Below are 21748 nucleotides of genomic sequence, written 5' to 3' on the forward strand. Positions count from 1 at the left end.
GACTCGGGCCCCGCTGACGTCGTCAGGCCACCGTCACTGCGGCGTCGAGGCCGTGTCCTCCCAGCCCAACGCGGCGAGCAGCTTGGTCTGGAGCACCGGCGACAGCGTCTTCATGAAGGTGTCGCTGACGTGGTTGTCGTCCATGTACACCAGCACGTTGCCGATCACCGGCGGGCAGTGCGTCGGCGTGCAGAAGTAGTCGCTGAGGTCGACGAACGAGGTGTTCGGCGGCACCGGCATCGTCTCGTACGGCGGCACTGCGTGGTACATCTCGTCGCGCGGGTGACCGCACTTCTCGGACGTGATTCCCTGGATCTGCGCGCAGCCCGCGGGCTCGAAGTCGAAGCGCGGGTTGTCGCGGATCGCGGCGACCGGGATGCCCGCCTCGTTCAACCGCTCCCACTGCCGGACGTAGCCCTCGGGGGTCCACTCCTGCAGTCCGACCCGCACGTCCCGAGTGGCCATGGTCACCACCGCGTCCGGCTGCAGATCGATGATCTTCGGCAGGATGAAGCGGTTCCAGATGACGCAGCTCTCGTTGTTCGGCAGCTCCTCGGTGGCGGTCAGCGGGCAGCCCGGCTTGCCCAGCACCACCAGCTCCCAGTCGAGACGTTCGGAGATCCCGCGCATCGCGCCCATGAGCTGCATCGAGTGGGAGTCGCCGACCACGACGACGCGCTTCTTCGGCTCCGCGCCGTTCAACGGCTTGACGATGCAGGTACGGACCTCGACACCGCCCTCACCGACGACGCCTCCCTCCGTGACCGTGGAGCACTCGCCGCGCTTCCACCCGATCCACTCGTACGGCAGGGCGGCGAACGGCGGCACGACCGACTTCTCCGGGTCGTAGATGGGCGCACCGGTCGCCACAGCGGCGGCGCCGGGGTGGTCCGGGTCGTCGGCCTGGTACTCGAACCGCGCCCGCTTGACGCTGACGTCCTGCCACACGACCGCGGCGGCGATCACGGGCACCAGCACGAGAACGGCGAACCGGTAGGCACCCCAGCGCTTCTCCACACCGATCTTCGACTCCCGGACGGGCTTCTCGATCAGGTGGTAGGTCAGCATCGCGAGCACGACCGACAGCCCGATCACGCCCGCGCCGCCGACCAGACCGACCTCGGTCCGGCCGCGCACGATCAAGTAGAAGAGCAGCACCGGCCAGTGCCACAGGTACAGGGCGTAGCTGATGTTGCCGAGGTAGATCAACGGACGCGAGGACAGGAAGCGGTCGGCGCCGATCGAGCTGCCCGTCGCACCGGCGAGCAGCACCAGCGCCGCCGACACCATCGGCCACAGCGCCGCGTACCCCGGGAACATCGTGCCGACCTGCAGGATCACGCCACACGTGGCCAGCCCGACGACCCCGAGCCAGCCCGCGAGCAACGCCAGCCAGCGCGGCAGCACGATCCGGTCGATCGTCAGGGCGAGCAGGCCACCCAACGCGAACTGCCACACGCGGGTACCCGAGTGGAAGTACGCCAGCGGCTGGTTGACGGCGGTGAGCCAGATCGAGAAGGTCAGGGAGCCGGCGAACAGCAGCCCGAGCACCGCGAGCAGCGTCGTGCGCATGTTCCAGTTCAGCCACCGCACGATCAGCAGCAGCACACCGATCATCAGCGGCCACACCAGGTAGAACTGGCCCTGGATCGACAGCGACCAGAAGTGCTGCATGAGGCTGGCCGAGCTGTGCTGCGCGAAGTAGTCGGCCGAGTCGGAGACCAACTGCCAGTTCTCGTAGAACAGCGCCGAGGCGATGATCTCCTTGGCCATCTGCGACCACCGGTGTTCCGGCAGCCACAGCAGGGACACCGCCATCGTGGCGACGAGGACCGTCAGTGCGGCCGGGAGCAACCGCTTGAACATCCGGCCCCAGAACGACCGGTACTCGATGCGGCCACGCACGCTCGCGCGGTAGAGCTGCCCGGTGATGAGGAAACCGGACACGAAGAGGAAGACGTCCACGCCACCCGAGATGCGGTCGAGCCACACGTGGTACGCGACCACCAACGCGGCAGCGAGAGCACGCAGTCCCTGGAGTTCCGGTCGGAACTTGCGTGGCTGCCGCGACGTCGGTGCGGACGCGCTCTCCTCCCGCACAGGTTCCCGCAACGTGGTCATCGCCGGAAGGTCCTCCCTGATACCTACTCGGGCCGCCTCGCGCAACCCGAACGCAGCGATGGCACGGTATCCCCTCCGCGAGGGGGCCCGACGCGTGGGTAGGTACAGTTCGCTGGCCGCCCGTCACGGATGGTGCATTTCGCCCGGACACGGGGGCCACGGCACGACTGCTAGCGTGAAAGCAGCAGGTGGCAGGTTGTGCACCGCTGTCGACCCCGCAGGGAGAAGGACGTGGCCGAACAGACCCCGAGGCACCCGGCCGTGACCGCGGTCGACGTCGACGCCGCAGCCGACCAACTCGCGGACGTCATCCCGCCCACACCGCTGCACCGCAACGAGCGGCTGTCGCGCCGATACGGTCTGGACGTCCGACTCAAGCGGGAGGATCTGAACTCCGTTCGCTCGTACAAGGTGCGCGGCGCGTACAACCTCGCGAGCCGCCTGACCGAGAGCCAACGTGGTCGCGGCGTCGTGTGCGCCAGCGCGGGCAACCACGCGCAGGGCGTCGCGTACGCGGCGGCGGCGCTGGGTGTCGAGGCGCGCGTCTACCTGCCGCGGACCACCCCGCGTCAGAAGCGTGAACGGGTGGCGCTGCTGGGCGGCAAGCACGTGCGGGTGATCGTCTCGGGCGAGACCTACGACGACGCCGCGTCGGCCGCGCAACAGGACGCCACCGACACCGGTGCTGTGCTCATTCCCGCGTTCGACGACCCCCGCACCATCGCGGGCCAGGGAACCGTCGCCAAGGAGATCGTCGATCAACTCGGCTACGCACCCGACGCGGTGGTCGTGCCCGTCGGAGGCGGCGGCCTGCTCGGCGGCGTGCTCGCGTGGCTGCGGGAACGGCACCCGCAGGTCGACGTGATCGGCGCCGAACCACAGGGTGCGACGAGCATGGCGCTCGCGCTGGCACGGGGCGGTCCCACCTCCCTGGACGAGCTCGACCCGTTCGTCGACGGCGCGGCGGTGCGCAGGGTCGGCGAGTACACCCACGCCCTCGCCGCCCACCACGAACCTCGGCTCGTGGCCGTGCCCGAAGGACGCATCTGCGTGGAGATGCTCGACCTCTACCAGACCGACGGCATCATCAGCGAGCCCGCGGGCGCCCTCGCCTCGGCCGCGCTCGGCCTCGACGAACTGGACCTGCCCGACGGCGCCACGGTCGTCTGCGTGCTCTCGGGTGGCAACAACGACGTCAGCCGCTACGCCGAGATCGTCGAACGAGCCCTCATCCACGAGGGCAAGAAGCACTACTTCCTGGTCGAGTTCCCGCAGGAGCCGGGCGCACTGCGCCGATTCCTCGACGACGTCCTCGGCCCCGACGACGACATCACGCTCTTCGAGTACGTCAAGCGCAACAACCGCGAGACCGGGCCCGCGCTCGTGGGCCTCGAACTCGGTGCCGCGGAGAATCTGCCCGCGATCCTCGAACGGATGCAGCGGGTGCCTCACCGTATCCAGCGCGTGGAGCCGGACAGCCCGCTGTTCACCTTCCTGACCTGACAGTCAGTCGAGCTTGTGCAGCTTGTCCGGGTGATGCACAGCGGTCTTGCCGGACTTCTCGCTGCGCACGAGGTACTGGGGATGTTCCTTCGACGCCCGCACCGACCGTCCGCCCGCCTCGGTGTCGGTCGTGATCTTGCGCTCCACCGTGCCCACCGAGCTCTGGTTCCCCGCATCCCAGCGCACGCGGTCGCCCTTCTTGAACTCCGCCATCGTCGTACTCCCTTTCGCCCCTCAGCGGGAGTGATACCCACTGCGCGGGCCCGGTTCACGGGAAGGCCTTGCCCGCTTCGACGAGCGCCTGGTCGATGAACGTCACCGCCGGTGTGCCGCTGTCGTCGTCGAGCCACGACTGGGTACCCACTCGCAGTGCGCCGAGGAAACACGAGGCGATCACCCGGGCTCGCATGGGTGAGCTGTCGTCGGACGGCAATCGGGCCTCGATCCCGGCGGCGAGGAGTCGTTCGAAGGAGGCGAAGGTGGCGACCTGTTCCGAGAGCAACGCCGGATGAGCGCGGATCACGCGCGCGCAGGTGAGCCAGTCGAGATTGTCGTCGCGGTCGCGGCGCCGCCGTTGCAGCTCGCGCAACGCCGAACGCGCTGCGCCACGCAACGCCGTCCACGGCGACTCCTGCTCGGGCCGCGCGGCGACGGCGTCGAGCAACGCGTGCAGGCGCATGGCGTCGCCGTACAGCATCGCCTCTTCCTTGCTGGCGAAGTAGTTGGAGAAGGTGCGACGGGACACGCCCGCGGAGTCGGCGATGGCCTCGACGGTCACGGTGTCGTAGCCATGGGCGACGGACAGTCGCATCGCCGCCTCGTACAGTGCCGTCTTCGTGGCGATTTTCTTCCGTTCCCGCAGCCCGAGCGCAGTCTCCACGTCCTCGATCGTAGGTGCGGACGTGACCTGTTTCTCAAGGGGCAAACTTGCACAGTGCGCAACTTCACGTGGATAGTTGCGTGTGGCAACGATGTCACTTCTCAGTTGCCACTACCGGACCCCACCCTGTTTCACAGCCCGGAGGCTGCGTGAGTTCCTCGACCCTGCCCACAGAACGTGCGGCCGACCGCGCAAGCGTCTTACGCCCGTTGTTCGGCCTTCTGCTTGTGCTGTTCGTCGCGATGATCAGCTCGACCGTCGTGTCGGTTGCGCTGCCCAAGATCATCGGTTCGTTGAACGGCACCCAGACTCAGTACACCTGGGTTGTCACGGCGACGCTGCTCGTGGCCACGGCATCGACCCCGATCTGGGGCAAGCTCGCCGACCTCTACGACAAGAAGTTGCTCGTCCAGATCGCCATCGGCATCTTCCTCGTGGGCTCGCTCGTCAGCGGGTTCGCGCAGGACGCGGGTCAGCTCATCGCCGCCCGCGCGTTCCAGGGACTCGGTGTCGGCGGTCTCCAGGCCCTCGTGCAGACGATCATCGCCGCGATGATTCCGCCGAAGGACCGCGGCCGGTACAACGGACTTCTGGGTGCCGTCATGGCCGTCGCCACGGTGAGCGGTCCGTTGCTCGGCGGCATCATCACCGAGACGTCGTGGCTCGGCTGGCGCTGGTGCTTCTTCGTCGGCATCCCGTTCTCCCTCGTCGCCCTCGGCGTGCTGCAGCGCTCGCTGCACCTGCCCGCCGTGCGGGACCGCAGCGAGATCCAGGTCGACTACGTCGGCGCCGCCTTGATCGCGGGTGGGGTCAGCCTGCTGCTGATCTGGGTCAGCTTCGTGGACTCGTCGTTCGCGTGGCTGTCGTGGCAGACCGCGGCCATGGTCGGCCCGTCGGTGGTCATCCTCGCCGTCGCCGTGTGGTGGGAGTCGCGGGTCCCCGAACCGGTGCTGCCGTTGTCGGTCATCAGGCAGAAGGGCCCGGCGTTGGCCATCCTGGCGAGCCTCGCGGTCGGTATGGCCATGTTCGGCGGCGCGGTGTTCCTCGGTCAGTACTTCCAGGTCAGCCGCGGGTACAACCCGACCGAAGCCGGACTGCTGATGATCCCGATGATGCTCGGCACGCTCGTCTCGTCGACTGTGTCGGGTCTGGTGGTGAGTCGCACCGGCAAGCTCAAGGCGCAGGTCGTCGCGGGCACCGTGATCCTCGTCGCGGGCTTCGGTATGCTCTCGACGCTCGACCGGGACACCCCGTTGCTCATCGTCTTCGGCGGCTTGGCTCTCGTCGGCATCGGCGTGGGCATGTCGATGCAGAACCTGGTGCTGGCCGTGCAGAACACGGTGGCGTTGCGCGACGTCGGCGCGGCGAGCGCGTCGATCACGTTCTTCCGCTCGCTGGGCGGCACGATCGGCATCTCGGTGCTGGGCGCGGTGCTCGCCAAGCAGGTCAACGCCGACGTGGACAAGGGCCTGACCGCGGCCGGTTACCCCACGTCCGGGTCGAGCGGGACGAGCAACCTCAACCTGGACGCGCTGCCGGAGCCGGTCCGCGACATCATCCAGGTCGCCTACGGCGACGCCACGGGCCACATCTTCCTGCTCTCCACGTCCATCGCGGTGGTCGGTGTGATCGCGGCGCTGCTGCTCAAGCCCGCGCCGCTGCGCACGACCCTGGACATGGAGCCCGCGGAGAAGGACGAGGCTCGGTCCTGACGGCCGGGTCTCACATCGCCAGCGTGGTCGGGTCGAGGCGGGGCAGGTGCACGACGGCGTCCAGGCTGTCGGCGAGCGGCCCCGCCTCCCCCCGGGAGTTCCGGTCGCGGGCGGGGTCGTAGACCGGGCCGATCACGCGTGTGCGCAGCGGTCGTCGCAGCCACCGCGCCACGGTGTCCGGCGGGAATGCCCTCGAACGCCGACTCCAGGAAGTCCGGCTGTGGCTCGGGCACCGGGAACGGCGCCCGGCCACTTCCTGTGGTGAGCGCGGCGACGGCGTAACCGGGGCCGAGGCGGGCGCGCAACGCTCCGCCCGCGCTACGGCCGACGTGGTCGGGGGGGGGAGAGGCGACGCGTCTCGCCCGCGACGAGGTGGGCAATGCCGCCCCAGTGAACGATCCGCTGTCCCGTCTCGGCCCGCCAGGTCAGCACGGTGTCGGCGAGGGCCGCCTCGATCCCGGCGAGCGAGTCGGCCTCGACCGGGTTTGGGACGGAGACCACGGACACGGGATCGTCGGGATGCTCGCGGTTCCAGGAGCGGAGTCCGCGCAGCACGTCCTCCACGTCGACGGCGCGCAGGAACGACTGACTCGACCGCACGAGCGCCCGCAGATCTCCCTCCCCCGTGTACAGATATCGGTCGAGCGTGAGGCCGGTCTCCTCGGTGCCCTCGATGAACAGGGCGCGAAACCCCGCGTGCTCGATGAGGCAGGCGGAGGAGCACCCCGGTGGCGAGCACAGACTCCCGCGCCGTGCGCACAGCGGAGGCGACCCCCACCACCTCGGCGCGCGCCAACACCTCCGGGACCTCCACCGTCGCCCCACCCGTGAGCGGGAACGGACGAACGTTCGCCGCCAACCACGAGTTCAATCCCGGCTCAGCCATACCTGTACCCCTTGTTCGCGCCTCGTGGACGATGATGCTTCGGGACGCAAAAAGCTCCACCCGGCTTGAAGTCAAGGCGAGACGAGAATTCCCGCCGCGGTCGGACGGCGGGTCCACCGGTTACCAGGGCGACTGAATAACAGGCTTCACTCGAAACTCGGAGAGCCATAGGTAGCATCGATCGATCGGGAAGCGGCCACATCGGACCGGGACAAGTCGGTCGCCACTGCGGCATTCAGTTCGGCCAGTAACACCTCGTGCAACGTGACGACTACCCCGGCTTCCTGCTAGTCCTGCAGCCGCCGCCATCAGGTCATACTCGAACCGAACCCCAGATCCCGCAGCAGACCTTCTCATCCGATCCGGTATAGAACACGAACATGATGCCCTCCAGCACCGCCCGACCCGGCAGCGGATTGGGGTTCATCCTGCCGAATGAAAATACCGGCAACAATGGCTCGACCCGCTCCCACAACTCATACGAAAGCACCTAGGGCGCGACCGCACCGCGAAACCTTTCTACCTCAACCCGGATTCATTGAGATCAGAGACTCCGAGCGTCAAACTCTATCCAATACATCAAGGTCACCCTCGAAGGAGACCACCACAATCCACGATCGATCCTCTGCTAGGAAGTAATGGTGTTCCGGGACCTCGAGAAGCGCAGCCGTAACCGAAGCCGCCTCACTTCCCTCAAAACGTACACCGTAGGGAGAAAGTCCATCTCCCACGTGCTCGACTGCAGATCCTGGACTGATTCGTGCACAGATTTCTCGAGATGCGCTCAATGACAGCAGCCGCTCATCGTTGATTCTCCAATGCTTATGGCTCCCACACACACGACCCCAGTCAATCTTTTCTCCTACGGCGGGAAAGTTGAGCCTCAGCCAATCGAATACAGCTCCCTGATCCACCCTTGCCAGGGCGGCTAAAGGCGGCACAGAAAACACTTCTTCTTCCCAAAAATCTCCAGACAATTCACACCTCTGTCAGCCGCATCCGTGCATTCGCTGAAGTTTCACCACAGTTACCTCGGTCGCACTGAACTGAAAGTGCGCCCCCTTCTCCTTCCCCGCCCACACGTTGACGCGCACCCCGCTTCGCTCATCGAATTCGATTCGGAACCCCACCTTGTCGTTAGCCGTCCGCACGCCGACAGAAGTACCTTCAACCCGCCGAAACCTGCCCAACTTCACTTTTCCCAGCTTTGAACCCGCGAGGAATCAACCAATCCAGAGCCCGATTCCGCGCCTGGTTGAAACCATCGGTGACAGGCTCGCCACCATTATCATGCACTAATACGGGCGTGGTTCCCGCGAGCACAGGGTAGGTGTGAATGCCGTTGACGGACTTGGTGTGGGCTGCTCCAGGCGTCGGTGCGGCTGACCTGAACCCACGTGCCTGCTCCGGCACGCAGCCAGTCACCACGTGATGCCGGACTCGCGTTTCGGTAGCCGCTCGCCGTCGGCGTCGTGGAGAAACCGCACCTGCCGGCACTTCCCTTCGCGCCCCTCGTGCACCGACGTCACACGACGGCCGAACCCGCGTAGACGCCTGGTACCGAGCACCAACGGCTCAAGATCGAACCGCCCCCGTCACCGCGACTCATCGGCTACGCTACGTCGCAATCCTGAGCTCCCCGGAGGGTGCTGTGCGGCCACTGTCCGATGACGATCCTGCCCGCGTGGGCGGTTACACGCTGCTGGGACGGCTGGGTTCGGGTGCAATGGGCACCGTCTACCTGGGCCGGTCGCGTGGTGGTCGGCGGGTGGCCGTGAAGCTCGTGTCCGCGGGGTTGGCCGAGGAGCCCTCGTTCCGCGACCGGTTTCGCCACGAGGTGGCGAACATGCGCAGGGTCGGCGGTTTCTGGACCGCCGGTGTCGTCGACGCCGATCCCGACGCGGACCGCCCGTGGGTGGCCACCGAGTACATCGAAGGCCCCACGCTCGCGGAGTACGTGCAGGAGAAGGGCCCACTGCCCGAGGACGAGGTGCTCGCGTTGGGCGCCGCGCTCGCCGAAGCACTCGTCTCCGTGCACGAGGCGGGCGTGGTCCACCGCGACCTCAAGCCCGGCAACATCCTCATCTCCGGCGACGGGCCGAGGGTCATCGACTTCGGCATCTCCCGTGTACTCGACCAGACCACCCTCACCGCCACCGGAGTCGCGATCGGCACGCCGGGCTTCATGTCACCGGAGCAGGTCGAAGCGGGCGAGGTCGGCCCCGCGAGCGACGTCTTCGCCCTCGCCGGAGTCCTCGTCTACGCCGCCACCGGCAACGGCCCCTTCCCCGCAGGGTCACTTTCCTCCGTCCTCTACGCCGTCGCTCACGGCCGGCCCCGGCTCGACGACGTTCCACCCCACCTGCGTGCGGTGCTCGAACCCTGCTTCGCCAAAGAGCCCACCGGACGTCCGAACGCGACACAGCTCCTCGAATCACTGACCCCCGACCACAACCCCACCTCGACCACCGCCGCCACGACCACCACGCTGCCTGCTCCCGCAGCGACTCGAGTCGTCGAGACCCGGCCCGCATCGCGACCGGCACCGGTGACACCTCAGCCGCTCCTGCCCGCGGCGGGTCCGATGACCGTCGCGAACCCCGATCGCCGCCACAGGAAGCTGCCCACCGGATTCGCGCTCGGGGCGACGTGCGCAGGTCTCGCCTGCTACGGCGTCACGGCCGGCTTGCTCAACCAGACCATCGGAGCCCCTGTGCCCCCGATTCTTCTGGCGATCAGCGAGTTCGTGCCGCTGGTGGTGACGGCGCTGGTCGTGTTGCTCCGGCCGTTCCGCACCGAGCGGACCCGGTTCTGGGGCGCCTTCACGCTCGGTTTCCTCATGCCCGCCGTGATCACCGCAGGCTGGGTGCCGTACGACAACCTGCTCGACCACGTCGACACCATGCTCGTCTTCTGCGGGCACGCGCTGGCGCCGGTCGCCCTGCTCGCCGTCGCCGACATCGCCCTCGCACGGCACACCACCGGGGACCCGCTGGGCGGCACGGCGCAGTTCGCCCTACCGCTGGCGACCTGGCTGGTCTACTTCTATGTCCAGGCGGGGGTCGGTTTCTTCGGGATCGACGCACTGAGCCTGCTCGCCTGTGCGTTCGGAGCTGTGCTGATGTTCGTGCTGCTGGCCTCCGCCTCCGGCCGGCGCTTGCTCGACCGGTTCGGCCTCGTGATCGCGATCGCCCCCGCCCTGCTTCCCGTCACGCTCCGCCTGCTGGGAGGCGGCGACGACGGACCGCCGAGCTACGTGATGGCTCTCCCACTGATCACCTTCACGATCCCGTTCGTCGTGGTGCGCCACGTCGTCACACGCCACGGCGCTCGCCGCCGGAGCGGGACCACGCAGCGCATTCTGCGGTGAGCAGGTGCGGCGCTTCACGGTCACCTGTGCCGCTCACCACAGCCGGTGAGCGGCACAGGTGGAAGCTCAGCGGCCGAGTTGCTCGCGCACCGTCGTCGCGACGTCGGCCACGGGCACGCGGTTCTGGTCGCCGCTGGCCATGTCGCGCACGGTGACGACGCCCTCGGCCTGCTCCTGCGGACCGTGGATGAGCACGATGCGCGCTCGCTGGTCGTTGGCCCACTTGAGCTGCTTGCCCAGCTTGCCCGACGTGCCGAGGAAGACGCCCGTCCGCAGACCCTGGCTGCGCAACTCGGCGGCCATGCGCATCACGGCGTCCTGCGCCCCGAGCACCGTCAGCGCGACGTCGAGTCCGCCGGTCGGCTCCGCGTCGGCGGCCTGGACGGCGAGGATGCGTTCGAGACCGATCGATCCCCCGCACGCGGGCACGTCCGGTCCGCCGAGCTTGGCGACCAACCCGTCGTAACGACCACCCGAGGCGATCGACCCCGGATAGCCGGTGGCGACGACCTCGAAGATCGGGCCGGTGTAGTAGTCGAGGCCACGCACCATGCGCGGCGTGAAGACGACCCGGCCTTCCGGGAGCCCCGCGGTCAGTTCCAGCAGCCGGTCGATCTCGGCCAGTCCCTCGCGTCCGCGCTCGGTGGTGTCGAGCTGCTTGCGCACGCGGTCGGTGTCGGCGGCCGTCACGTCACCCACCAGCTCCTCGGCGACGCGGGACTCCAGGCCCCGGTCGACGAGCTCGGCCACCACCGAGTCGGCGGCCAGCTTGTCGAGCTTGTCGAGCGTGCCCAGCACGGCCGTGCCGCGGTCCTCGGGGATGCCGTACGCCTCCAGCAGACCGTGCAGGGCCTTGCGACTGTTCACGAGCATCGTGAAGTCGGAGACGCCCAACGCCTCCAACCCGTCGTGGATCGCCCACAGGATCTCGGCGTCCGCGAGCGGCGACGACGACCCCACCGTGTCGATGTCGCACTGCGTGAACTCGCGGAAGCGGCCCTTCGCGGGACGATCGGCCCGCCACACCGGGCCGATCGCGTAACGCTTGTAGGGCGAGGGCAACCGACTGCCGTAGGTGCCGACGACCCGCGCCAGCGGCACGGTGTGGTCGTAGCGCAACGCGAGGTCGGCCTCGCCCGTCGCCTCGTGCACTCCCCGCTTGAGGATCTTGAAGATCAGCGCGCTGGCCTCGTCGCCGAGCTTGCCCGCGAAGACCTCCAGCCGCTCGAACGCCGGAGTCTCCAGCGGATCGAAGCCGTAATGCTCGAACACACCCGACACGGTGTCGAACGCGGCCTTGCGGCGACGAACGTCGTCCGCGAGGAAGTCCCGGGTGCCTGAGGGTGGCTCGGCGGCCTTCGCCATGGTTGTCGTGTCCTCCACTGTCGTTGGCTCGGGCCCCATTGTCGCGCGTCGGCCTTCGTGCGGCGCGTCACCCCTCGCCCGACGACAGAGAGGGCTGGCGTATAGGTCGTTATACGCCAGCCCTCGTCCTCCTCGATGCGCCCCCGCGGGAGTCACCGACCGAAGCCGGCCGTCAACCCGCTCACGAGCTGCCGCCTGCCCAGGATGTACAGCGCGAGCACCGGCAGCGTCGACAACACCACCGCCGCCAGCACGGCGGGAATGTTCACCGTGAACTGCCCCTGGAAGCTCCACAACGCCAACGGCAGCACCCGCTGGTCCGCACTCTGGGTGAGGATGAGCGGGAAGAGGAAACCGTTCCACACCTGCAGCGCGTCGTAGACGGCCACGGTGACCACCGCGGGCCTCGTCAACGGCAGCACGAGGTTCCACACCACCCGCCAGTGCCCCGCACCGTCCATACGCATCGACTCGAACAGTTCGTTCGGGACGTCGCGCAGGAAGTTCGCGAGGATCACCACGCTCAGCGGGATCGCGAACGCCGCGGACGGCAGGATGATGGCCAGCAGCGTGTCGTAGAGCTGGACCTGGGTGATGAGGTAATAGACCGGGATGATCGTGGCCTGCAACGGGATGGCGAGCCCGAGCAGGAACGACCGGTAGGTCAACCGGGCGAGTCTGCCGTTCGCCCGCACCACGTAGTACGCGGCCAACAACGACACACTCACGGTGATCGCCACCGTCACGACCGTCACGAGGACGCTGTTGCCGAGGTAGCGCAGGAAGTCGTTCTCCAACACCAGCCGGTAGCTGTCGAGAGTCGGGTTCTCCGGCGGCAACAGGGGGTTGGCCGAGAAGAAGCCCTCCTGGTCGCGCAAGCTGGTGATCACCACGTAGTAGACCGGCACCAGCACCACGAGAAGCCACGCGAAGCCCGCGAGTCCACCCAGGACGTTGGGCCTGCGCCTCACCGCGCGTCCTCCACCGAACGCCATCACGCCCCCTCCAACTGGCTGCCGCGGCGGAAGTTCGCCCAGCGGGACAACCCGAGCGCCAGGGCGAGCCCGGTGAACACCAGCAGCACGGCGAGCGCGCTGGCCTTGCCCATCTCGTCGCTGGAGAACCCGGTGAGATACATGTGCAGGGGCAGCAGGCGAGTCGCCTCGCCGGGACCACCGCCCGTCAGCACGAACACGAGGTCGAAGTACGTCAACGACCCCACCATCATCAGCGTCGACGACGTGATGATCGTGTAGCGGAGTTGGGGCAGCGTGATGTGGAAGAACTGTCGCACCGCCCCCGCGCCGTCGAGTTGGGCCGCCTCGTACAGCGACGCCGGGATCTGCCGCACCCCCGCCTGGTAGAGCAGCGTGTGGAACGGCACGAACTGCCAGGCGATCACGAACACCACCACGTACAGCGCGAGGTCGGCGTCACCCAGCCAGTCCTGGGCGAGGGCCTGCGCGTCGAACGCGAGACTCATCCCGAAGTTCGGGTCGAGCAACGCCTTGAACGCGATGGCGATGGCTGCCGACGAGAGCAGCATCGGCAGGAAGTACAGCACGCCCAACAGCGCCCGGTACCGACCCCGCCCGGCCACGAGCACGCCGAGCAGCAACGAGATCGGGGTCTGCACCAGCCAACTGAAGACCATGATCTGCACCGACAGCCACACCGCGTTCCAGGTGGACGCGTCGGCGAGCACGTTCGACCAGTTGTCCAGCCCGGCCCACGTCATGGCGGAAATGCCGTCCCAGTAGACCAGGCTCAGCGCCACCACGCCCACCAGCGGCACCAGGGCGAACACCCCGAAGAAGACCAACGCGGGCGTCGCCATGAGGGCGGACGGTTCGGCGCGGCGGGTGGCCGCGCCGTCAGCCAGCTTCCGAGAGGCCACGGTCGTCACCGCTGTTCGATCGTGGCGTCCATGGCGGCGCAGAACTCCTCGGGCGACAGCGATCCGCTGAAGAGCTGTTCGAGGTTGTTGAGCAGCGCGTCCGCCTGCCGGGGGCTCAACGCCTGGTCCCAGGAGAGTTCGAAGTTGTCGGCCTCGGCCGCCAGCTCGTAGACGAACGTCAGGTAGTCGGGCGCGTCGGTCTCGGCGAGCCGGTCCTCGACTCCCTTGAGCGGTGGCACCGACCCGTTGTCGAGCAACGTGGTGACGTAGTCATCGTTCATCAACCCGTCGGCGAGGTACTCCGCGACGGCGGCACGCTCCTGCTCCGAGGCCTCCGCGCTGACCGCCCAGTAGTTCGCCGGGTTGCCGACGATGTTGCCGGGGTCGCCCTTTCCGCCGTCCACCGTGGGGAACGTGGTGTAGCCGAGGTGGCCGTCGGCGATGAACTGGGGCGCGGAGTCCTTGATGCTCGGGTAGGCCCAGGACCCCATCAGGTACATGGCGACCTTGTCGGTGTAGAGGAGCGCGGCGTCGGCACCGCTGTCGGCGGCGATGGAGTTGTAGCCGCGGATGAAGCCGCCCGCGCTCTCCAGTTCCTGGATCATCTCGCCCGCCTTCAGCACGGCGGGATGCGACCACGCACCGGGTTCGTTCGCCTGGATCGCGTCGAACACTTCGGGTCCGCCGATGCGGTCGACGAGGTACTCCAGCCACATCAGCTGCGGCCAGCGGCTCTGCCCGCCCATGGCGAACGGCGCGATGCCCTCGTCCTTGAACTTCGGCACGAGGTCCATCAGCTCGTCCCACGTCGTCGGGGGCTCGGCGTCGATGCGGTCGAAAAGCTTCTTGTTGTAGTAGAGCAGGACCGGCTGCATGCCGTTGTTGGGCAGCGCGTACGTCGTGCCGTCGACGACCCCGGTGTCGAGGACGGAGGGCAGGAAGCGGTCGGTGAGCGCGGCCTCGTCGTCGGTGAGCTCGGAGATCGGCACGACCTTGTCCGCGTCGACCCACTCCCGCAGCGTGCCGCCGCCCCATCCGAAGATCAGCGTCGGGGCGCCACCGGCTCCGATGGAGGTCCGGATTTTCTGTTTGTAGGCGTCGTTGGCGAAGAACTCGACGTCGATGGCGTGGTCGGGGTTGTCGGCGTTCCACGATTCGAAGGAACTGCGAATGGTCTGCTCGTCTCCGCCCGTGAGCGCCCACGCATTCGCTCCCGAGCCCTGACTCGGCCCGCCCGTGCCACAGGCGGCGCCTAGGGTCAACACCGCCGCCGTACCCGCCGCGAGCAGTGCCGTGCGTCTCCTACCCAGTGCCATGACGCGCCTTCCTCGTCGAAGGTTCCGAAACTTTCGGAAACACCTTGGTGTGGGTACGCACCATAGAAGTCCTTGTTTCGCAGGTCAAGAGTCGACATTGACAGAGATTCGGCTAGGATGAAACCGAAAGTTTCGGAAAACAACTCGGAGGTTGCGGTGCCGAAAGGCTCCAGCGCCCCACGACGGGCGACGCTGGCGATGGTGGCCGACACGGCGGGCGTGTCGCTGCCCACGGCGTCCAAAGTGCTCAACGGCCGCGGTGACGTGGCGGCAGCGACCCGAGCCAGGGTGGAGCAGGCCGCGCGCGACCTCGGCTACACGTCACCGTCCAGTCGACGCTCCGTCCCCACCACGCGTGTCGTGGACCTGATGTTCGACGATCTCGTCAGCCCGTACTCGCTGGAGGTGCTGCGTGGCGTCACCGAGGCCGGCGCCGAGGCGGACATCGACGTCGTCGTCAACCGTCTGCCGCCCGGGGACACCGGCCCCTCCCCCGTGTCCACACCGGACGAATGGGCGGCTCGACTCAAGGCGGCGGGCCGCAAGGGCATCATCATCGTCACCTCCGAACTCACCGAGGAGCAGGTCGACGCCTTCGACCGCGTCGGGTTGCCCCTCGTGGTGATCGATCCGTTGAACCTGCCGCGCGTCGACGTCACCAGCGTGGGCGCGACGAACTTCTCGGGCGGACTGTCGGCCACCGAACACCTGTTGTCGCTCGGACATCGTCGGATCGCCTACGCGGGCGGCCCCGTGCGAGCGGCGTGCGCGCAGGCCCGGCTGCACGGCTATCGCGCGGCCTTGGAGAAGGCGGGTGTCCCCGCGGACCCGGACCTGGCTCTGCACGGCGCGTTCAGCTACCCCGCGGGACTGGAGATGGGCAGCCGCCTGCTCGACTCCCCCGAGCCGCCGACCGCCGTGTTCGCCGCCAGCGACACCACGGCGCTGGGCGTGATCGAAGCGGCCCGGCGCCGGGGCGTGCGCGTGCCCGACGACCTCAGCGTGGTCGGCTTCGACGACACCATCCTCGCCACCCTCTCCACGCCCGCCCTCACCGTCGTCCGGCAGCCGCTGCCCGACATGGGCCGGGTCGCGTTGCGCACCCTGCTGCGGCTGGCGGCGGGCGAGACCTTGGATTCCCACCACGTCGAGCTGGCGACCCATCTCGTCGTGCGTGACTCCACCGCACCCCCACGAGGAGAGACATGACCGATCAGCCTTGGCACGACCCGTCGGCGGCCCCGGCCCAGCGCGCGGCGGCCCTGCTGGCCGCGATGACGTTGGAGGAGAAGGTCGCCCAGCTCGGCAGTGCCTGGCCGGGCAACGAGGAGATCAACGGCAACGTCGCCCCCATGCAGGACGTCTTCGCGCGCGGAGCCGTCTCGTTCGAGCACCGACGCAGGCACGGGCTCGGTCATCTCACGCGGGTGTTCGGTACGGCGCCGGTGAACGTCTCCGACGGCACGGCTCGCGTCGTGAAGCTGCAACGCGACATCGTCGACAACACCCGGCTGCGGGTGCCCGCGATCGTGCACGAGGAGTGCCTGACCGGGTTCACCACCTACGGCGCGACCGTGTATCCGTCGCCGCTGGCGTGGGCCGCGACGTTCGACCCCGAGCTGGTGCGGACGATGGCGGCGGCGATCGGGTCGGACATGCGCCGGGTCGGCGTGCACCAGGGCTTGTCGCCCGTGCTCGACGTCGTGCGCGACTACCGCTGGGGCCGGGTGGAGGAAACGCTCGGCGAGGACCCGTACCTCGTGGGTGTGCTCGCGAGCGCGTACGTGCGCGGCCTGCAAAGCGAGGGCGTCATCGCCACCCTGAAGCACTTCGCCGGGTACTCGGCGTCGCGGGCGGCCCGCAACCACGCGCCCGTGTCGATCGGGCCCCGGGAACTGCGGGACGTCATCCTGCCGCCGTTCGAGATGGCGGTGCGGGAGGCCGAGGCGGGGTCGGTGATGAACTCCTACGTGGACCTCGACGGGGTTCCCGCCGCAGCCGACGAGTCGCTGCTCACCGGCGTGCTGCGCGACGAGTGGGGTTTCGAGGGCACCGTGGTGTCGGACTACTGGGCCGTCGCCTTCCTCGCCACCATGCACCGGGTCGCCGAGGGCGCCGCCGATGCCGGGGCCCTGGCTCTGCGGGCAGGCATCGACGTCGAACTGCCCGACGCCCTCTGCTACGGCGACGAACTCGTGGAGCAGGTCCGCCGTGGCGAGGTGGACGAGGCGCTGGTGGACCGCGCGGCGCTCCGGGTGCTGGAGCAGAAGGCCGCGCTGGGGTTGCTCGACGCCCACTGGACCCCGGAGTCCGATGTGGATTCCTCCGTCGAGCTGGACGCTGCCCGCAACCGCGCTCTCGCCCGCCGGATCGCCGAACGCTCGGTGGTGCTGCTGGCCAACGACGGCACGCTGCCGCTGCGTCCCGAGGTGCAGCGTCTCGCGCTCGTCGGACCGTGCGCCGACGACCCGCTCACCTTCCTCGGCTGCTACTCCTACCCCAACCACGTGCTGCCGCGGTATCCGGAACTCGACCTCGGCGTCGAGGTGCCGTCGCTGTCGCAGGCGTTGCGAGCACAGTTCCCCGACGCTCACGTCACCACGCTGCCCGGCTGCGACGTCGTCGGCGACGACCGCTCCCGCATCGCCGAGGCCGTGGCCGCCGCGAAGGAGGCCGACGTGTGCCTCGCTGTGGTGGGCGACCGGGCGGGGATGTTCGGCGAGGGCACCTCCGGCGAGGGCTGCGACGCCCCGGACCTGCGGCTGCCCGGCGTCCAGGACGAGCTGTTGTCCGCGCTGCTCGACACCGGGGTGCCCGTGGTGATCGTGGTCGTCTCCGGTCGGCCGTACGCACTCGGTGAGCACGCCGACCGGGCCGCCGCCGTCGTGCAGGCGTTCCTGCCCGGCGAGGAAGGCGGCGCCGCGCTCGCCTCGATCCTCTCCGGCGAGACGGTGCCGTCCGGACGACTGCCCGTGCAGGTGCCGCGCCACCCCGGTGGACAGCCCGCCACGTACCTGCACCCGCCGCTGGGCGGCGACAGCGAGGGCATCAGCAACCTCGACCCGACGCCGGCGTTCCCGTTCGGACACGGCCTGTCGTACACGACGTTCGACTACTCCGGGCTGACGCTGAGTGCCGAGAAGATCGCCACCGACGGCAGCCTCGACGTCACCGTCGACGTGCGCAACAGCGGCGAGCGCGCCGGGTCGGAAGTCGTCCAGCTCTACCTGGACGACGTGCAGGCGCAGGTGACGAGGCCGGTCCGGCAGCTCACCGGGTTCGCCCGCGTCGACCTCGCCCCCGGCGAGACGGCCCGCGTCACCTTCACCGTGCACGCCGACCGAACGAGCTTCACGGGCCGCGACCTGCGGCGCATCGTGGAACCGGGACGCATCGACGTCCACGTCGGCCGCTCGGTGGCCGACCTTCCCTGCTCGGGTTCCTTCGAGCTGACCGGACCGGTCCGTGAGGTGGGGGCCGACCGCGTGCTGACCACGCCGGTCCGAGTGACCACGCAGAACTGACAACGCGAGGGCGTCGCCTGCGGGCGGCGCCCTCGTGCAGTCTCGTCCCGCGACCGGACGAGTCCTGTTCGGACAGCCCCACCACCGCGTACCATCACGGACTGCGGTGATCCCGATACCACCCGCGTACGACGGCCGGCAAGAGGCCGGACGATTCACTCCCCCTGTGGTGCCGTCGCCCGGGCCGGGCGACCCGACGCGGAACTATCCTCGGCCTCAGCACGCTTTCCCTGCTCGACGGCGAGCCACGGGTCCACACGCCTCGCCTCCGACCGAAGACGGTGGGTGACCACCGCCTCGCCGAGCACACTCCTTTGTGCTGGACCTCTCACCATCACCGGACCACCGTGTGAGACGACTTTCCGACCGATGGCCGTCGCGCCCACTCTGGGAAGCGTCGCGCGCACGACGCAACCCGCCGCACTGCGCGCCGGAGCATCGCAGGAAGGTAACCGATGGCAGACACGCCCCACAGCGACAACGCGTCCGACGAGCCCGTCGGACTCCCCGAACGGCCCCGCAGATCGAAAGGCCCCTTCGTCGTCCTCGGCGTCGTGCTGGTCGCCGCTCTGGTGGCCATCACGGTCGTGCTGACCGGCGGCGACTCCGACGACTCCGCGAACGGGAACACCACCGTCCGCATCGGCACCACCGAGGCGGGTTCCGACTACTGGAAGCCCTTCAAGCGGCTCGCCGCGGAGGAAGGCATCACGATCGAGACGGTGAACTTCAGCGATTACAACCAGCCCAACCCGGCGTTGTCGCAGGGCCAGACCGACCTGAACCTGTTCCAGCACGTGCTGTTCCTCGCCAACTACAACGTGTCGAACCAGGACGACCTGACGCCGATCGGCTCGACGTACGTGGTCCCGCTGTCGCTGTACTCCAATAAACACACCGCCGTCGACCAGATCCCGGACGGCGGCACGGTGGCGATCCCGAAGGACCCGACCAATCAGGCCCGCGCGCTGCTCGTGCTGCAGGAGGCGGGACTGATCACGCTGAAGGGCGGCGGCACCGTGCTGTCGACCCCGGCGGAGATCGACCGCGCCGCGTCGAAGGTGGAGGTGACGCCCGTGGACGCCGCCCAGACCGTGGCCGTGCTGGACTCGGTGGACGCCTCCGTCGTCAACAACGGCTTCGCCAGGGACGCCGGGCTGAACCCCGACGAGGCACTGTTCTCGGACGACCCGCGCAGTGACGCCGCCGAGCCCTACATCAACATCGTCGCCGCGCGGGCCGAGGACCGGGACAACCAGACCTACCAGCGCGTCGTCGAGCTGTTCCACCACCCCGAGGTGCAGGAGGCGGTGCAGGCCGAGTCGCAGGGCTCGTCCGTCCCGGTGAAGCGGTCCCAGGCGGAGCTCGAAGACATCCACACCGAGCTGCAGGAAACCGTGCGGGCGGCCCAGCGATGAGCGACGCTCCGCTGATCGAACTGCGCGGCGTCACGAAGGTCTTCGAGACCTCGGGTCGCCGCGCGGTGACCGCACTCGACGGCATCGATCTGAGGGTGAACGCCGGCGACGTGTTCGCCATCATCGGCTACTCCGGCGCGGGCAAGAGCACACTGGTGCGTCTGATCAACGCGTTGGAGCACGTCACGAGCGGTCAGGTGATCGTCGACGGCACCGACCTCACGACTCTGAGCGAGCGGAAGCTGCGGGAGGTCCGGCGCGGGATCGGCATGATCTTCCAGCAGTTCAACCTGCTGCGCTCGCGCACCGTGTTCGGCAACGTGGCCTATCCGCTCAAGATCGCGGGGTGGTCGAAGGACGCCATCGAGAAGCGAGTGGCGGAACTGCTGAACTTCGTCGGCATCGTCGACAAGGCCTGGCACTACCCCGACCAGCTCTCCGGTGGGCAGAAGCAGCGCGTCGGCATCGCTCGCGCGCTCGCGACCAACCCGAAGATCCTGCTCGCCGACGAGTCGACCAGCGCACTCGACCCGGAGACCACGGCCGACGTGTTGCGCCTGCTGAAGCGGGTCAACCGTGAACTCGGAGTCACGATCGTGGTGATCACGCACGAGATGGAGGTCGTGCGGGAGATCGCCGATCGCGTCGCGGTCCTCGACTCGGGGCGGATCATCGAACAGGGCTCGGTGCTCGACGTGTTCGCCGACCCGCAGCACGAGACCACCCGACGCTTCGTGGAGACCGTGCTGCGTGACCAGCCGCAGGGCACGAACTTGGAGCGAATCCGCACCCGGCACACGGGTCGGCTCGTCACCGCGCGGGTGCGCGACGACCGCAACATCGGCTCGGTGCTGTCGAGTGCGCAGTCCCGCCACAACGTGAGCTTCGAGATCGTCTACGGCGGCATCAAGGAACTGGGCGGGCAGTCGTTCGGTGGGCTGACGCTGGAGCTGATCGGTGAGGACGCGAACGTGGACGCGTTGATCGCCGAGCTGCGTGCGGTCACCGACGTGCAGGAGGTGGCATCGTGAACACCGACTGGGAGACGCTGGAACCGGTGCTCTGGGACTCGATCGGCCAGACACTGTGGATGGTCGCGGCGACGCTCGTCGTGGGCGGGCTGCTCGGACTCGTGCTGGGCGTCCTGCTCTACACGACCCGCCCTGGGGGCCTGCTGGCAAACCGCGTCGTCTACACGGTTCTCAACGTCGCGGTGAACATCATCCGACCGATCCCGTTCATCATCTTCATCACGGCGATCGGACCGCTGACCATCAAGGTCGTCGGCACCCAACTGGGGACGACCGCGGCGACGTTCGCGCTGATCCTGGCCGCCACCTTCGGCATCTCGCGGATCGTGGAACAGAATCTGGTGACCATCGATCCCGGTGTGATCGAGGCGGCGCGGGCGATGGGGGCGAGCCCGATGCGCATCATCACCACCCTGCTGGTGCCCGAGGCGCTGGGACCGTTGATCCTCGGCTACACCTTCGTGTTCGTGGCGGTGGTCGACATGACGGCCGTCGCGGGCGCGGTCGGCGGTGGCGGTCTCGGCGACTTCGCCATCACCTACGGCTACCAGCAGTTCAACTGGACGGTCACGGCCGTCGCCGTGGTTTTGATGATCGTCCTGGTGCAGGCGGTGCAGTTCCTCGGCAACTGGCTGGCCCGCAAGGCACTGCGCCACTGAGCGCTGCCAACGCCATCGAACGTGAGGACGAGTCGGCTCGTGGGAGTGCGGAAGGCTCTCCCACGA

At 68.4% G+C, this 21748-nt stretch carries 17 protein-coding genes; 8 read left to right on the forward strand and 9 right to left on the reverse strand.

Annotated elements, in window-relative coordinates:
* Positions 1 to 33 precede the first annotated feature (33 nt).
* A complete protein-coding gene (locus tag JAV51_RS03390; protein WP_197319128.1) occupies positions 34 to 2121 on the reverse strand; it encodes an acyltransferase family protein in 2088 nt (695 codons plus the stop codon).
* 231 nt (positions 2122 to 2352) lie between these two features.
* Between JAV51_RS03390 and ilvA the strand changes: the two genes are divergently transcribed.
* Positions 2353 to 3624 (forward strand): threonine ammonia-lyase IlvA, encoded by a 1272-nt coding sequence (gene ilvA, locus JAV51_RS03395; RefSeq protein ID WP_197319129.1) that lies wholly within the window; start codon positions 2353 to 2355, stop codon positions 3622 to 3624.
* Positions 3625 to 3627: 3 nt separating this feature from the next.
* Here ilvA and JAV51_RS03400 read toward each other — a convergent pair whose 3' ends face one another.
* Together JAV51_RS03400 and JAV51_RS03405 are read right to left on the reverse strand one after the other, a co-directional pair.
* Positions 3628 to 3837 carry a DUF2945 domain-containing protein gene (locus JAV51_RS03400; protein WP_197319130.1) on the reverse strand — a complete coding sequence of 70 codons (210 nt, stop codon included), beginning with the start codon at positions 3835 to 3837 and terminating at the stop codon, positions 3628 to 3630.
* A 55-nt stretch (positions 3838 to 3892) separates the two neighbouring features.
* The gene (locus tag JAV51_RS03405) at positions 3893 to 4504 is read right to left on the reverse strand and encodes a TetR/AcrR family transcriptional regulator (RefSeq protein WP_197319131.1); all 612 of its coding nucleotides are present in this window, start codon (positions 4502 to 4504) and stop codon (positions 3893 to 3895) included.
* Between the two features lie 149 nt (positions 4505 to 4653).
* Between JAV51_RS03405 and JAV51_RS03410 the strand changes: the two genes are divergently transcribed.
* Positions 4654 to 6216 carry an MDR family MFS transporter gene (locus JAV51_RS03410; RefSeq protein WP_197319132.1) on the forward strand — a complete coding sequence of 521 codons (1563 nt, stop codon included), beginning with the start codon at positions 4654 to 4656 and terminating at the stop codon, positions 6214 to 6216.
* 10 nt (positions 6217 to 6226) lie between these two features.
* On the opposite strand, the gene JAV51_RS20365 is transcribed toward JAV51_RS03410, so the two are convergent.
* Together JAV51_RS20365 and JAV51_RS20170 are read right to left on the reverse strand one after the other, a co-directional pair.
* Positions 6227 to 6352 carry a hypothetical protein gene (locus JAV51_RS20365; protein WP_255534860.1) on the reverse strand — a complete coding sequence of 42 codons (126 nt, stop codon included), beginning with the start codon at positions 6350 to 6352 and terminating at the stop codon, positions 6227 to 6229.
* Positions 6353 to 6534: 182 nt separating this feature from the next.
* Complete coding sequence (locus JAV51_RS20170; RefSeq protein WP_307845719.1) at positions 6535 to 7041, reverse strand: erythromycin esterase family protein; 507 nt, start codon at positions 7039 to 7041, stop codon at positions 6535 to 6537.
* Between the two features lie 1745 nt (positions 7042 to 8786).
* Between JAV51_RS20170 and JAV51_RS03420 the strand changes: the two genes are divergently transcribed.
* The gene (locus JAV51_RS03420) at positions 8787 to 10472 is read left to right on the forward strand and encodes a serine/threonine-protein kinase (RefSeq protein ID WP_307845720.1); all 1686 of its coding nucleotides are present in this window, start codon (positions 8787 to 8789) and stop codon (positions 10470 to 10472) included.
* A 66-nt stretch (positions 10473 to 10538) separates the two neighbouring features.
* Here the strand turns inward: JAV51_RS03420 and hisS are convergent, their stop codons facing one another.
* The 4 genes from hisS to JAV51_RS03440 form a co-directional block, all read right to left on the reverse strand.
* Positions 10539 to 11837, reverse strand: coding sequence for a histidine--tRNA ligase (hisS, locus tag JAV51_RS03425; protein ID WP_197319334.1), 1299 nt, complete (start codon positions 11835 to 11837; stop codon positions 10539 to 10541).
* Positions 11838 to 11989: 152 nt separating this feature from the next.
* Entirely contained in the window at positions 11990 to 12832 is an 843-nt protein-coding gene (locus JAV51_RS03430; protein WP_197319134.1) for a carbohydrate ABC transporter permease, read from the reverse strand.
* On the reverse strand, positions 12832 to 13743 hold the full coding sequence (locus JAV51_RS03435; protein WP_197319135.1) for a carbohydrate ABC transporter permease: 912 nt from the start codon (positions 13741 to 13743) through the stop codon (positions 12832 to 12834). Before JAV51_RS03435 ends, JAV51_RS03430 begins: the two co-directional genes overlap by 1 nt.
* Positions 13740 to 15050: an ABC transporter substrate-binding protein gene (locus JAV51_RS03440; RefSeq protein WP_197319136.1), complete on the reverse strand. Its 1311-nt coding sequence runs from the start codon at positions 15048 to 15050 to the stop codon at positions 13740 to 13742. Before JAV51_RS03440 ends, JAV51_RS03435 begins: the two co-directional genes overlap by 4 nt.
* A gap of 156 nt (positions 15051 to 15206) precedes the next feature.
* On the opposite strand from JAV51_RS03440, the gene JAV51_RS03445 reads away from it, so the two are divergent.
* The 5 genes from JAV51_RS03445 to JAV51_RS03465 all read left to right on the forward strand — a co-directional run bounded on the left by JAV51_RS03445 (position 15207) and on the right by JAV51_RS03465 (position 21682).
* On the forward strand, positions 15207 to 16259 hold the full coding sequence (locus JAV51_RS03445) for a LacI family DNA-binding transcriptional regulator (RefSeq protein ID WP_197319137.1): 1053 nt from the start codon (positions 15207 to 15209) through the stop codon (positions 16257 to 16259).
* Positions 16256 to 18574: a glycoside hydrolase family 3 N-terminal domain-containing protein gene (locus JAV51_RS03450; protein WP_197319138.1), complete on the forward strand. Its 2319-nt coding sequence runs from the start codon at positions 16256 to 16258 to the stop codon at positions 18572 to 18574. The genes JAV51_RS03445 and JAV51_RS03450 overlap by 4 nt, the downstream gene beginning before the upstream one ends.
* A gap of 455 nt (positions 18575 to 19029) precedes the next feature.
* The gene (locus JAV51_RS03455) at positions 19030 to 19992 is read left to right on the forward strand and encodes a MetQ/NlpA family ABC transporter substrate-binding protein (RefSeq protein WP_197319139.1); all 963 of its coding nucleotides are present in this window, start codon (positions 19030 to 19032) and stop codon (positions 19990 to 19992) included.
* Positions 19989 to 21023, forward strand: a complete 1035-nt coding sequence (locus tag JAV51_RS03460; RefSeq protein ID WP_197319140.1) for a methionine ABC transporter ATP-binding protein — start codon at positions 19989 to 19991, stop codon at positions 21021 to 21023. Before JAV51_RS03455 ends, JAV51_RS03460 begins: the two co-directional genes overlap by 4 nt.
* Positions 21020 to 21682 carry a methionine ABC transporter permease gene (locus tag JAV51_RS03465; protein ID WP_197319141.1) on the forward strand — a complete coding sequence of 221 codons (663 nt, stop codon included), beginning with the start codon at positions 21020 to 21022 and terminating at the stop codon, positions 21680 to 21682. The genes JAV51_RS03460 and JAV51_RS03465 overlap by 4 nt, the downstream gene beginning before the upstream one ends.
* Positions 21683 to 21748: the final 66 nt, after the last annotated feature.

The sequence above is a fragment of the Saccharomonospora sp. NB11 genome (genome assembly GCF_015910535.1).
In the GTDB taxonomy this organism is placed as follows: domain Bacteria; phylum Actinomycetota; class Actinomycetes; order Mycobacteriales; family Pseudonocardiaceae; genus Saccharomonospora.